The organism is Halarcobacter mediterraneus (genome assembly GCF_004116625.1).
Taxonomy (GTDB): Bacteria; Campylobacterota; Campylobacteria; order Campylobacterales; family Arcobacteraceae; genus Halarcobacter; species Halarcobacter mediterraneus.
The window spans coordinates 511988-525854 of record NZ_NXIE01000002.1; the positions used below are offsets into that span (position 1 = coordinate 511988).

Genomic DNA, 13867 nt, shown 5'->3' on the forward strand with positions numbered 1-13867 from the left:
GTCTATTTATGATTAGAAAAATTGATTTTGAAATTAAAGAACTAAATTTAATGAAAAAATACCCAAAAGAACTATTTTATATAGGAAATACACAGTTATTAAAAAAACAAAAAGTTTCTATAGTAGGAAGTCGTCGTCCAAGTCAATACTCTCAAAGGTTTACTCATTTACTTTCTCAAGGCTTAAGTCAAAGAGACATTACTGTTATTAGTGGAGCAGCTATTGGTGTAGACTCTATTGCTCATAAAAGTGCAAAAACTGAAAATACTATAGCAGTAGTTGCAAATGGCTTAGATATTAGATACCCTGCAATAAATGAAAAACTTATTAAAGAAATCGAAAAAAGAGGTTTAATGCTAAGTGCCTACAAACAAGGAGAAAAAGCCAGAAACTACACTTTTGTTTTAAGAAATGAAATAGTTGTTGCATTAGGAGAAATTTTAATAGTAACCCATGCAGATGAAAAAAGTGGAACACTTAGTTCAATAAACTATGCTTTAGAGATGGGAAAAAAAGTTTATACTATTCCTCAAAGATTAGATGAAAGTAAAGGTATTTTAAACTATTTAAAAAAAGGTTTAATAACTCCAATTTATAATCTTGAAGAATTTCTAAATACTTTTGGAGATAAAAAAGAAACTACAAATGAACTAGAGTTATATTTAAAAAGTTTTCCTAGCTATGAAGAAGCCGTAAAAAAATATTCAAATAAAATTTTAGAACTTGAGCTTGAGGGTAAAATTATAATAGAAAATGGTCATATAAAACCACTTTCATAATTTCTTACCTACAAAGCTTTTTTGTCTTAGCAAATCTTAAAATCAAATATCCAATAACACCAGAAAGAAAAGAACCAATTAAAATACCTAACTTATCTGTATAGAAAAAAACATCTGTTTCATTATAAGCTAAGGAATTAATAAATAAACTCATAGTAAAACCTATTCCTGTTAGTACAGCAACTCCATAAATCTGCATCCATGTTGTACACTTAGGTAGACTTGCAAGTTTGTATTTAACAGCTAAATAAGTAAAAAGAAATACTCCAACTTGTTTTCCTATAAAAAGTCCTAAAATAACTCCCATAGAAACTCCTGTGGAAATTTTACTAAAAGACATGTCACTTAAATCTATTCCTGCATTTACAAAAGCAAATAAAGGCAAAATATAAAAGGCTACCCAATAATGAATATGATGTTCTAAAGATTTTGCAGGAGAAACTCTTTTTCTCTTCTCATTTATTGCATTTAAAGGAATTGTAAATGCAACAATAATTCCAGCCAATGTTGCATGAACTCCAGATTTTAAAACAAATATCCAAAGAAGAAAACCAACAATTGCATAAAAGCCTAATTTTGTCACATGAAACCTATTAAAAATCACTAAAAATAAAATACATATTGCAGCAAGAGATATTGCATGAAAAGATAAGTCAGAAGTGTAAAAAATTGCTATTATTAATATTGCTCCTAAATCATCAAATATAGCAAGAGCCATTAAAAATATTTTCAAAGATACAGGAACTCGCTTTCCAAGTAAAGAAAGAATACCTAAAGCAAAAGCAATATCAGTAGCTGTTGGAATTGCCCAACCCCTTAAAGCAAAATCATCTCCATAATTAAACATAATAAAAATTGTTGCAGGAACAACCATTCCTCCAAGGGCAGCAATTGCAGGGAGAGCTATTTTTGAAGCAGAGGACAAATGCCCTGCTAAGAGTTCTCTTTTTATTTCTAGGCCAATCAATAAAAAGAAAATTGCCATTAAGCCATCATTTATCCATAAAATCAAAGGCTTATCAATATCTAATATATCTCCCACTTTAAAAGTAATTGGAGTATGTAAAAATGTAGTATAAAAACCTGAAAAATCAGAGTTTCTTAAAATTAAAGCAAAAATTGTAACAAATATTAAAATTAATCCTGATGTGGATTCACTTTTCATAAACTTTTTAACAAGTATTTTCATAACTTTACCTTTATATACAAAGATTGCATAATGAATATTTTATTATTAAAAACTTTATAGAAGATTAAAATTATAATTTTGTATAAGTACTAATTATGCCTTAGCTGATAGGTTATATCACCTGCACCTACTCCTAAAATAATTCCTTCTGTGAACTCTTTTATTATTTTTTTATCTTTTATCAACTCTATTTTACCCTCACTAGTTTTTATACTATCTGCAAAAATAGGATTATATAAAGCAAACTCTTTTTCAAAATCTATTTCTATTTTTTGTTCACCTGGAATAGTCCAAATTGGTAAAATAATTAATTCATCACATCTTCTAAAACACTTTTTAAAACCATCTAAATTATCATGTGTCCTACTATATTTATGTGGTTGCCAAATAACAACTCTTTTATCTATATTTGTTAAATTATCATATACTTCTACTGATTTCATTGTTGCTTCTATTTCAGTTGGGTGATGTGCATAATCATCAATAACTACAAAATTTTGCTGTTTTTGAACAATATCAAATCTTTTTTTGATTCCTTTATAGTCTTTTATATTTTCTCTTATTTGTTCAATATCCAGCTCATTTAAAGCTGCTAAAATTGATAAAGAAGCATCTAATGCAATATGATAACCAAATCCCCAAACTTCAAAAGAACCAAACTCTTTTAAATCAAATTTTGTATGGGGCTCTCCATCTTTAAGTAAGTATGATAAATTTTTAATATCTTTACTAGGATAAAGATATTGTGCTTCTTTGATATCTAAATCTTTTATATATTTATCTTCTGCATTTAAAACTTTTTTTGAAGCTAGATTTATAAACTTTTTATAGGCTTCAAAAAACTTTTCATAATCATATTGATAATACTCCATATGTTCTGGTTCTGCATTTGTAACAACTGCACAGTATGGGTTTGATAATAAAAAAGAAGCATCAGATTCATCTGCTTCAAAAGCAACTAAATCATTTACATATCTAAAATTAGAAGAAAAGTCTTTAGAAATAGCTCCTATTAAAGCTGAGCTTTGTAAGATTGAAGCTAAAATTGCCGTAGTTGTAGACTTCCCATGAGCTCCGGCTACACAATAATTCTTTTTATCTCCTAAAACTATAGGTAATGCCTCTTTTCGTGAAAGTGTTCTAATTTGTTTTAATCTAGCTTCAATAAGTTCAGGGTTTTCATCTGTAACAGCAGCTGAATAAATTACAATATCTAAATCATCACTAATATTTTTTGCATCTTGTGGACATGAAACTTTAATACCCTCTTCCACTAAAGCTTTTGTTATGGGAGTACTTTTTATATCCGAGCCACAAACCTCATACCCATCATTTTTTAAAAATCTTGCTAAGGCTGAAAGCCCTATTCCACCTATACCTATAAAATGTACTTTCATTAAGCGTCCAATAAATGTTTTAATTTTTCATACTCTTCTTTGAGTAAAACTTTATTATCTAATAAATGCTGTCCTAGATTAAAGTTAAAGTTTGTAATAAAATAACCATATTTTTCTATACTATTACAAGAATTTAAATCAACTTGTTTTTCATAGAAATCATCAAGTGTAATTCTTTTTGATAAAGCTATTATATGAACTTGTATTGCATTTGATAGTAACTCATCTTCTACAATATTTGCTAATACAAATAGTAAATCTTTTGAACCACTAAAATCTTCATAACTCCATTTTTCAATGCCATGTTCATATAAAGCTCTTATATAAAACATTTGTTCATTATCTAAACTTAACTTTTTATCATTATTTACAATAGCATCTACTCTATCAAATGATATTTTTAAAATATTTTGATACACAGAATTAATTTTTTCTTCATCTAAGTCTAAAATCAATAAAGAATCTAAAACCTCATAAAGAGCAGCAATATCTTCTGTTGCAATTGCATTGATTCTTGTTTTTTCTAAATAGTCTAAGAATTCAGGATTTGTTCTTGCTTGGTTTAATTCTTCTTTATCCATCTAAAAAATCCTTTAATCTCGTCAGTACTTCTTTTGTTTTTTCTTCATTTTCAACTAAGGCAATTCTTACATATCCTTTTCCAATACCATTTCTTCCTAAGAAACTTCCTGGTAATACTTTAATATGTTTTTGCTCAAATAGTTTTTTTGTAAATTCTAATTCATTTTCAACTTTTAACCAAATATAAAAAGTTGCTTGAGGAGTTTTTACACCTAAAATCTCTTTTGCTAAAAGAAAATTCTTTTTATAGATTTTTCTAAACTCTTCAACATGAGATAAATCTTTCCAAGCTACTGCCGCTGCTTTTTGCAAAGGAACAGGACTTGCACATCCCACATAAGTTCTATATTTCATATATTCTTTTAGAATTTCTTTATCTCCTGCTATAAAACCACTTCTTAATCCAGGGGCTGAACTTCTTTTTGAGATTGAATTCATTACAAGAATATTCTTAAACTCATTATTTCCTGCAAAAATACTAGCTTCTAATAAAGAAACTGGTTTATCATTTTCTTCAAAGTATATTTCAGAATAACACTCGTCATTTACTAAAATAAAATCAAACTCTAAAGCTTTTTTAACCCAAGAAGCTAACTCTTCTTTTGTCATATTTGCAGAAGTAGGATTATTTGGATAATTTAAAATAACTAAGTCACATCTTTGTAACTCTTCATCACTAAGTTGTGCTTTAAAACTATTTTCTTCAGTTAAATCAATATGAATTACTTCAGCACGACTTGCTATTGCCGCACCTTCATAAATTTGGTAAAATGGATTTGTAAAAGCCATTACTGGTTTTTCTTTATCAAATAAAGCAAATTGAGGAAAGTTAAAAAGAACTTCCCTTGTTCCAAAAGTTGGAATAATTTCATCCATTTGAAGTTCCACATCAAATCTATTTTTTACAAAAGAAAGCATTGCTTCTTTTAACTCAGGTAAACCTGCACTTGCAGGATACTTTTGTAAATCATTTGTAGTGTTTTTTAATTCATCTTGAATAAATTGTGGTGTTTCAAATTTTGGTTCACCAATTGTTAAAGCTGCTAACTCATAGTTTTCATTTGGTTTTATATCTTTTAACAACTCATTTAATTTTTCAAAAGGGTATTTTTCGAAATTCATTTTTTTCCTTATTCTTCAATAACTGGGATTAATAATTGACTATATTTTTTTAAATCAAATGCGATTAAATCGGGATTTGTATATAAGAACCTCCAAGAAAATCTTTGTTTAAACATCTCTTCTTTTAAAGGAAGAATTTGTAAAGTACTTTTTTGTTTTTTTAATTCTCTTATTGGATTATCATCACTTGAGATTATTTCAAGCTTTTGATTAAAGATTTTAGCAAGATTCTCAAAATGATTAAGTAAAGTAGTCTTATCTGCTTCTTTTCCTACTGGATCCATATCAAAAATCTTTGTTTTTGTTTTTAATTGACTTGCAACATCAAAAACTACAGGTGAAATTTGTTCATAAGAGTTTATATCATTTATTACAACAATAGTTTTTTTGATACTTCCTGTAAGCTCTTCACCTAATTTAAAAATAGGTATTTTTAAATTTTTTAACTCTTTTGTTGCAGTTTTATCTTTAAACATTTCATTAGTCATTATTACCATACCAATATCATGTTTTCTCATATCATCTCTTAAGAGTTTTCTTATTCCAATATTATGATAATCCATTTTGATAAGAACAGAATCATCTCCATGAAAACTCTCTTTAATCAAAGATAAAAGTCCTACAGTAGTTGGTCTTGTAATACGAATAATCATTTTTGTATTTTTAAACATTTTATTTAAATATTTTATTTCTTTTATTACATCTTCTATTCTTTGCTTATTTTGAACATACATATCTAAATAAAAATATAAATGGTGTCCAAAAGGCATAGGAAATTGACCTTGAGACTTTCCTATTGCATTATAAACTTGCATTAACACCGTAGGCTTTCCAACTACAAGAATAAGGTCATTTGGCTTTAAAATCAAAGAAGGCTTGATGTTTATTAGTTTTTCATTTCGATATAAAGCAAAAATTTTCCATTCATTTTGTTCTATTGAACCTATATATCTATAAGCATAAGAACTACCAAATGGAATTTTGATTTCCATAATTTCACCCTGTTTTAATCCAATATTTTGAGCCATTACAGGAATATTTGGTAATCGTTCAACCATACCATTTGCTAAAACTTCTATACCTTTATAAATATTAATATAAGGGTCTTCTATTTCTATTCCCCAATAATCAAGCATTGAAATATGAAGTGTACTTTTTCTAGCTTTTATATTTTTTATAACATTTAACATTTCATCTTTTGAATTAAGTGCAATAAGTGCTTGAGTATGAATATCCTTATCAAGCACCATTGCTAACTTTGATTCTGAAGTCGGGTCAAATTTATAAAAAGTAAAATTTGAAGGTTTTTGTTCTGGAAGAATTGCATCATTCATATAAACAACATCATAGTTGTTTTCTGTAGTATTTGATTCAACAATTCTACGCATTAATTTCTTGGCAACAATTCCATCTAAAATAATCAATATCTTTTTCATGCCAAGATTATATCTAAAAGTATGTAAATTAAAATAAGGAGTATAGTTTCTTTTCTAAACTTCTAATGTTATTGTAAAAACAGCACCATTTTCAGCATTTTTTACACTTAATGTTCCATTCATATTATTTTCAATAATCATTTTTGACATATAAAGTCCTATACCTGTACCTTGACTTTGATGTTTCGTAGTAAAATAAGGATCAAATATTTTATTCATAATATCTTTTTTTATTCCACCAGCATTATCTTCAATCTCAAGATGTATTTGATTGTCTTCTTGATAAACTCTAATTTTAATCAAAGGTTTATCTATCTTTCTTTCTACTAAAACATCTTTTGCATTTGATAAAATATTTAAAACTGCTTGAGCAAATTCATTTGGGAAGCCTACAACTTTACAATTTTTATTTATTATTTTTTCTACTTTTATATGATGAAATTTCAAACTTGCAGAAACTAAATCTAAAGATTGCTCTACTTTAGAAGGAATAAAAAATGCTTCTTCTTTTTTATTTGGTTTAAAAAAGTTTCTAAAGTCTTCTATCGTGTTAGATAAATATTTTGAAGTATTTATCAACATTTCTAAGCTTTCTATCTCTTTTTTTTCACTTGAAACCCCCATCTCTTTTTCAAGTTTTATTCCTGAGGCAACTGTTGAAATCAAAGATAAAGGTTGTCTCCATTGATGAGCGATATTTCCTAACATTTCACCCATGGCTACAAATCTTGACTGCTGAATCAATAGTGCTTCTTGTTTTACACTTTTTGCAACTTCCTCTTTTACTTTATTATCTAAGTTTTTATTTAAAATTTCTAACTCATATGTTTTATCTTTTAATTGTCTATTAGCTTCATGTAACTCTATTGTTCTTTCTTCAACCCTATCTTCTAGTTTTTCATATGACTCTTTTAAAAGTTTTTGAGAAGATTGAATTTTAGAAATCATAGCATTAAAAGTTTTTGATAGTTGACCTATTTCATCATGACTTTTATATGTACTTCTTAAATCTAAATTACCATCTGAAATTTTATTTGCAATATCATTTAAACTAATTATAGGTCTAGAAAGATTTTTTGCAACATAAAAAGAGAGTAAAAAAGTAATAAATAATAAAACAATAAAAAATATAAAAAAACTAACATACATACTTGAAATCTTTTTATCATACTCTTGTAAAGAAAAACCTAAATGAACATATCCCCAAGTCATTCCAGAAAAAATCATAGGATATGAATAATGAAATGTATTACTCTTAGAACTGCTATCTTTTATTATTATAGAAGAAGGTTCTTTCTTTTCTAAGACCTTTATTTCATCATTTAAACTATTATTATAAGTCCAAGAGTCTTTTTTTATGTAAAAATATTCTTTATCTATTTTAGAAATAATTATGGTATCTAATAATTCATGTTGTGAGATAAACTCATTATTAAACTCTACAATAAAAGCTTTATCATTTAAAACTATAGCATCTGAAATACTATACACAATAACTTTTGCCATTGTTTTAGCTTCTTGTTCCATTGATTTTAAAATTTCATTTTTTTGATTTGTAATATAATATATTGAAAAAAGTATTGAAAAAAATAAAATTGCAAAAAACATCACAATAAATATTTTTGTAAATATTTTATTTGTTTTTATCATTATACGCTCTTTTTAACTCCATATACTCATCATAAAAGTCTTCTAGTTTCTTTATATCATTAAAACTTGTTTTTTTTATTTTTGTATTTCCTAAAACTTTTAAAACCTGTTGATAAGAATTATTAAAAGTACCATCTCTTACAATCAAATCAAAACCTTCTATAATTTTTTTAGGTGTATTTTTATGAAACATTCCAATACCATATAAAAAAATTGGTTCAGACTCTTTTATTATTGATACCTTCTTTAAAATTGCGGGATTTAATGAAACAATATCTTCAAAAATGCTTTTTCTAATAACTGTAAAATCAGCTTTATCAAAATATAAATCTAAAACTAAAGTAGAATCTTTTTGAACTTTATTTTCTTTTTTAATAAGATTTTTATATGTTTGTTTTAAGCCTTTAAGAGTTAAGTAATCTAACCAATCATTGTAATTATTATTTGCAATAAAAGAGACAAACCTCTTACCTTTTAAGTCTTTTAAACTTTTGATATTGGCTTTTTTATTTACAAGTAAAATATATTGTTGAAACTCTTGATTATGGTCGAAAGTAAAAAAGTATTTAGAAGCTTTCTTTAACGCCTCTTTATTTCTTAAATAATAACTTGTATAAGAAACTAAGCCATTAAATTTTAAATAGTTTACATAACTATTTAGAAAGTCACTTTTACTATTATCAATAAAGCTTACATTTACAATATGCTTTTTATCATGTAAGTTTTCAAACTCTTTTGAGATTCTTGTTATTACACTTTTTATTTTATTTTGATAAACCTTATTATAATTATTGATATTTACTGCAAAACTATAGCTTTCATCTAAAGGATTTGCATTTAGGAAATTAATTAAAAAGATTAAACTAATAAATTTTTTTATCAAGTTGTTCACCTATAAGTTTATCAATCGTTGCTAAAGAAAGTAAATAATCATATGTATTTTTAAAGAGATCAACTTTTACATAAACTTCCATAAGCTGAGATTGAACTAAATCTCTTGTCTCTGCCATTTGATATTTATATGCTTTTAGATTCATTTGACTATTTTCATTTGCTGCTTGAACAGCCTCTTTTAATAAGTTTATTTGTTCATACCCAATACTACTTTTTAAAAACTCATTTTTAAGTTGTAAAGCAATAGCTTCTTCTAAAAACATTTTTTGCTCATTTAATATTTTCTTATCAACTTTTTTTTCTAAAACACTATTTCTTGTTCTGTTTCCATCAAAAAGTGAATACTTTACAACAAGCCCTAAACTCCATCTATTTTCATCATCATCACTTAAATACCCATATTCATAAGAATTATAAGTATGACTTGCATTTGCAAAAAGATTCATCATAGGATAAGCATTTGCATTTGCTTCTTTAATTTGAGCTTCTTTAACTTGTAATGCTAAATTTATACCTCTTATTTCAGGATTTAAACTATTTGCTTTCTTTATAAGTTCTTCTAAGTTTTTATTTTGCTTTAAAATATCTTTTTTATCATATATTAATTCTAATTTATCACTATATTTAAGACCCATTACATTTGATATAGCATTTTTAATTAACTCTTTATTTAAATATAATTTATTTAAAGATGATTTTAATAAAGATGTTAAAAGTTTTATATTTAAATAATCAGTTTGTTTAATTTTTAAATCTGTTCCATTTTCTAAAAAATCTTTTGTTAGGTCTCTACTAAACTGCATATTTTCATAAACTTCACTTAATAAAGTATATAACTCATCAGTAAGAATATAACCATAAAAATATTTTTTCACATCAAAAATAACACTATTCTCATCTCTTACAATATTCTCTTTTTTTATAAGTTTATTTAATCTAGCTTGTTCAATTAAAGCTGAAATTTTACCACCTGTATAAATAGGATAGTTTAATTCAAGTTGACCTCTTACTGTATCCCTACCTCTTGCTATTGTATTCATATTTGCATTTATAGTTTGATTTTCAAAGGCACTTATAGGTAGAGAGTTTATATATGCTTGTTGAGCACTTCTTTCTGTAGGATTACTTATAGAAAGAGTACTTGCCAAAGCTAAAGTTTTTGTAAATTCAGAAGATAAAACAAAGTTTCCTCTTTGTTGATAAACTATATCTTTATTATCTCTGTTAGCATAAAGTATTAAATCTAAAGTAGGATAGTTTGCACTTAAGGCTTGCTTATATTGGAAATCTGCAAGTTGTAGATTTAACTTTGAAATTGTGTTTAATCTATTATTTTTTAAAGCAAAAGTAATTGCCTTATTTAAGTCTACTTGTATTTCTTGAGAAAAAACATGAGACACTAAGATAAAAAGTAATATAAATATATTTTTCATTTTTCTTCCTCGCGCAAATTATATTAAGAATCAATTAAAAACAATATAAAGCAAGGAGGAGAATTAAATATACTATTTGTTATAATCGCTTTTTAATACAAAAAGGAAGATTTTTTATGGAATTTAAAATAGATGCAACTTCTCATCACAAAGCAAGAGCATGTACGATAAAAACAGCCCATAGTGAAATAAAGACACCCGTTTTTATGCCAGTTGGAACACAAGGAACAGTAAAAGCCCTTGATGCAAATGATTTATTAAGTATGGGTGCAAAAATTATTTTAGGAAATACTTATCATTTATATTTAAGACCAGGGAGTAAATTGATAAAGAAATTTGGTGGACTTCATGGTTTTTCAAAATTTCCGAACTCATTCTTAACTGATTCAGGAGGGTTTCAAGCTTTTTCTTTAAGTGATAATTCAAAACCAGATGAAAATGGAATAACTTTTAAATCTCATATTGATGGAAGTAAGCACTACTTTACACCACAAAGTGTACTTGATACACAATATGATTTAGGTTCTGATATTATGATGATTTTAGATGACCTAGTGGCATTACCAAATACAAAAGAAAGAATAAAAAAATCTATTGAAAGAACTACAAAATGGGCAAAAGAAGCAATAAGTTATCATAAAGAACAACAAGCAAAAGGAATAGGTGTAAATCAAAATATTTTTGCAATTATCCAAGGTGGAACAGATAAAGAGTTCAGAAAAATGAGTGCTGAACAGTTATGTGCCTTGAGTGATTATGATGGATTTGCAATTGGAGGCTTAAGTGTAGGAGAACCAAATCAAGATATGTATGATACAGTTGAATGGACAACTGATTTTATGCCTCTTGATAAACCAAGATATCTTATGGGAGTGGGAACACCTGAAGACTTAATTGAAAATATTGAACGTGGTGTTGATATGTTTGACTGTGTCATGCCAACAAGAAATGCAAGAAATGGAACACTTTTTACAAGCACAGGAAGAGTAAATATCAAAAAAGCAATGTATAAAGAAGATAATTCTCCTATTGATGAAGAGTGTGATTGCTATACTTGTCAAAATTTTTCTAAAGCTTACTTAAATCATTTATATCGTGCTGGAGAGATTACATACTTTAGGCTAGCTTCACTACATAATATCCGATACTATCTGAATCTAATGAGCCAAGCAAGAGAAGCTATTTTGGCTGATAATTGGGTAGAGTTTAAAAAAGAATTTTATGAGAAAAGAAGTTCTAAGAAGTAATTAGTACTTCTTTCTCAAATTGATTTTACTCTAACAATAAAATTATAAAAGAGCAAGTATGAAAGCCAATATAATTCCTATAATAGCACAAATTATAAAAGTCGTAAAAATATTTAGTGGGTTATCAAAATAATTCATAAAAATATTATATCAAAAAGATATAAAAGGGTAGATAGGATATGTTTTAGTTCAAGAAGAACAACATTAAAAGCCCCATTTGGTTGGGTAGGATTTCAATGCATTATATGTTTTAGTTCAAGTAAAAAAAGAGTTTGAAAGTGATTCGGCTTTTGAATTTCAATACATTATATGTTTTGATTCAAGTCTATAATTTAAATGGAGATATTAATATCACTCCTGAATTTCAATACATTATATGTTTTGATTCAAGTTCAAGTGAATTTAATAGACTTGTTGAAGCTTATTGATTTCAATACATTATATGTTTTGATTCAAGCTAAAATTGAACTAACTGCATATCTTCTAAAGTATGATTTCAATACATTATATGTTTTGATTCAAGACGATGTAAGAGACGAGGTAAATACACTAAGAAAATTTCAATACATTATATGTTTTGATTCAAGGGGTTAATACTTGGTCTATAATGGTTAAAAAACCTAGATTTCAATACATTATATGTTTTGATTCAAGATTGACTTAAAGAAGTATCTTCTAAACTCTCGAACATTTCAATACATTATATGTTTTGATTCAAGACACAAAGTATGAATGAATGGGTACAAGATGTTTTATTTCAATACATTATATGTTTTGATTCAAGCTAGGCTATTTTCTATTGATTTACTTGTTTCGTCTATTTCAATACATTATATGTTTTGATTCAAGATCTGCAGCTACACTTACCTTAGAACCTTTTATATAATTTCAATACATTATATGTTTTGATTCAAGACACAGTCTGCTTTAGAATATTCTAAGGAAGGTACATTTCAATACATTATATGTTTTGATTCAAGAGAAATAACTTTAGCTAAGATTAAAGGCAGAGATTGATTTCAATACATTATATGTTTTGATTCAAGGTAATTTTAGCTTGTGCTAATTCTCCAACAGAATAATTTCAATACATTATATGTTTTGATTCAAGGGTATAACGAGATAGTAAAAGGTGTGTCTCATAGATTTCAATACATTATATGTTTTGATTCAAGTTAGCAGACCATGTCACGCCATTTTCTCCAATTTTTATTTCAATACATTATATGTTTTGATTCAAGATAACCCAAAGCCCACGCTTGAGCAATAGCTGTCCAATTTCAATACATTATATGTTTTGATTCAAGGGTTCAATTCTTTTAGAAAATTATGAAACTGAAGAATTTCAATACATTATATGTTTTGATTCAAGATTACAGATATTACAAAAGATCTAAAATCAATTTAATTTCAATACATTATATGTTTTGATTCAAGAATTCAAGATAGTAAATATCATAAGGAGATAGAAAAATTTCAATACATTATATGTTTTGATTCAAGTGTAGCCATGCATCTACACTCTAAGAAAAGAGAGAAGAATTTCAATACATTATATGTTTTGATTCAAGTTAGTTGCTACTTTTTTCTCTCTTTCATCTATTTCTATTTCAATACATTATATGTTTTGATTCAAGTAAATATATAAAACCAGTTTGGGTTATGCCAGAACGATTTCAATACATTATATGTTTTGATTCAAGTAAGCTAAAACAAATGCCAAATCTAAGTCGAGAAAATTTCAATACATTATATGTTTTGATTCAAGATTATAAATTCGCAACTTTGTCAAGAGTTTATATTAATTTCAATACATTATATGTTTTGATTCAAGATGGACCATGGAAAAGAACTCTACAGTTTTGTAACTATTTCAATACATTATATGTTTTGATTCAAGACTCCTACAACAGTAACTATAGTTCCTAGATTATTATTTCAATACATTATATGTTTTGATTCAAGTTAGGATTTAAGGTAAAAGATTACCAAAAATCTAAATTTCAATACATTATATGTTTTGATTCAAGGCATATATAGCAATAAACAATTTACTATTTAGAACATTTCAATACATTATATGTTTTGATTCAAGAACCTATCTTTTTGCCAAAACTGTTTGTGTAAAATTATTTCAA

10 protein-coding genes and 1 CRISPR repeat array (1 of these 11 only partly in view) are annotated in these 13867 nt (G+C 26.5%); of the genes, 2 read left to right on the plus strand and 8 right to left on the minus strand.

Translation table 11 applies throughout. From position 1 onward, the window contains the following. Nucleotides 1-8 precede the first annotated feature (8 nt). Nucleotides 9-779 carry a DNA-processing protein DprA gene (locus tag CP965_RS06680; protein WP_129061304.1) on the plus strand — a complete coding sequence of 257 codons (771 nt, stop codon included), beginning with the start codon at nt 9-11 and terminating at the stop codon, nt 777-779. A gap of 4 nt (nt 780-783) precedes the next feature. Here CP965_RS06680 and nhaA read toward each other — a convergent pair whose 3' ends face one another. The 8 genes from nhaA to CP965_RS06720 all read right to left on the minus strand — a co-directional run bounded on the left by nhaA (nt 784) and on the right by CP965_RS06720 (nt 10482). Beyond that, on the minus strand, nt 784-1968 hold the full coding sequence (gene nhaA / locus CP965_RS06685; RefSeq protein ID WP_129061305.1) for a Na+/H+ antiporter NhaA: 1185 nt from the start codon (nt 1966-1968) through the stop codon (nt 784-786). 89 nt (nt 1969-2057) lie between these two features. Further along, nucleotides 2058-3365, minus strand: coding sequence for a UDP-N-acetylmuramate--L-alanine ligase (gene murC / locus CP965_RS06690; RefSeq protein ID WP_129061306.1), 1308 nt, complete (start codon nt 3363-3365; stop codon nt 2058-2060). Continuing rightward, nucleotides 3365-3946, minus strand: coding sequence for a hypothetical protein (locus CP965_RS06695; protein WP_129061307.1), 582 nt, complete (start codon nt 3944-3946; stop codon nt 3365-3367). Before CP965_RS06695 ends, murC begins: the two co-directional genes overlap by 1 nt. Then, nucleotides 3939-5069, minus strand: coding sequence for a succinyldiaminopimelate transaminase (locus CP965_RS06700; protein ID WP_129061308.1), 1131 nt, complete (start codon nt 5067-5069; stop codon nt 3939-3941). The genes CP965_RS06695 and CP965_RS06700 overlap by 8 nt, the downstream gene beginning before the upstream one ends. Nucleotides 5070-5077: 8 nt before the next feature. Then, nucleotides 5078-6505, minus strand: coding sequence for a COG3400 family protein (locus CP965_RS06705; protein ID WP_129061309.1), 1428 nt, complete (start codon nt 6503-6505; stop codon nt 5078-5080). Between the two features lie 54 nt (nt 6506-6559). Then, complete coding sequence (locus tag CP965_RS06710) at nt 6560-8155, minus strand: ATP-binding protein (RefSeq protein ID WP_129061310.1); 1596 nt, start codon at nt 8153-8155, stop codon at nt 6560-6562. Further along, nucleotides 8139-9038 carry a PhnD/SsuA/transferrin family substrate-binding protein gene (locus CP965_RS06715; protein ID WP_164971002.1) on the minus strand — a complete coding sequence of 300 codons (900 nt, stop codon included), beginning with the start codon at nt 9036-9038 and terminating at the stop codon, nt 8139-8141. Before CP965_RS06715 ends, CP965_RS06710 begins: the two co-directional genes overlap by 17 nt. Further along, nucleotides 9019-10482: a TolC family protein gene (locus CP965_RS06720; protein ID WP_129061312.1), complete on the minus strand. Its 1464-nt coding sequence runs from the start codon at nt 10480-10482 to the stop codon at nt 9019-9021. Before CP965_RS06720 ends, CP965_RS06715 begins: the two co-directional genes overlap by 20 nt. Before the next feature lie 116 nt (nt 10483-10598). On the opposite strand from CP965_RS06720, the gene tgt reads away from it, so the two are divergent. Continuing rightward, complete coding sequence (gene tgt / locus CP965_RS06725; protein ID WP_129061313.1) at nt 10599-11729, plus strand: tRNA guanosine(34) transglycosylase Tgt; 1131 nt, start codon at nt 10599-10601, stop codon at nt 11727-11729. Nucleotides 11730-11959: 230 nt separating this feature from the next. After that, nucleotides 11960-13867: direct repeats of the CRISPR family, unit length 30 nt; unit sequence ATTTCAATACATTATATGTTTTGATTCAAG (it continues 3945 nt past the right edge of the window).

Coding starts and splice junctions, on each gene's coding strand:
- CP965_RS06710 (WP_129061310.1), bottom strand. CDS start 8,155: ATGATAAAAACAAATAAAATATTTACAAAAATATTTATTGTGATGTTT.
- nhaA (WP_129061305.1), bottom strand. CDS start 1,968: ATGAAAATACTTGTTAAAAAGTTTATGAAAAGTGAATCCACATCAGGA.
- CP965_RS06700 (WP_129061308.1), bottom strand. CDS start 5,069: ATGAATTTCGAAAAATACCCTTTTGAAAAATTAAATGAGTTGTTAAAA.
- CP965_RS06695 (WP_129061307.1), bottom strand. CDS start 3,946: ATGGATAAAGAAGAATTAAACCAAGCAAGAACAAATCCTGAATTCTTA.
- tgt (WP_129061313.1), top strand. CDS start 10,599: ATGGAATTTAAAATAGATGCAACTTCTCATCACAAAGCAAGAGCATGT.
- murC (WP_129061306.1), bottom strand. CDS start 3,365: ATGAAAGTACATTTTATAGGTATAGGTGGAATAGGGCTTTCAGCCTTA.
- CP965_RS06705 (WP_129061309.1), bottom strand. CDS start 6,505: ATGAAAAAGATATTGATTATTTTAGATGGAATTGTTGCCAAGAAATTA.
- CP965_RS06680 (WP_129061304.1), top strand. CDS start 9: ATGATTAGAAAAATTGATTTTGAAATTAAAGAACTAAATTTAATGAAA.
- CP965_RS06720 (WP_129061312.1), bottom strand. CDS start 10,482: ATGAAAAATATATTTATATTACTTTTTATCTTAGTGTCTCATGTTTTT.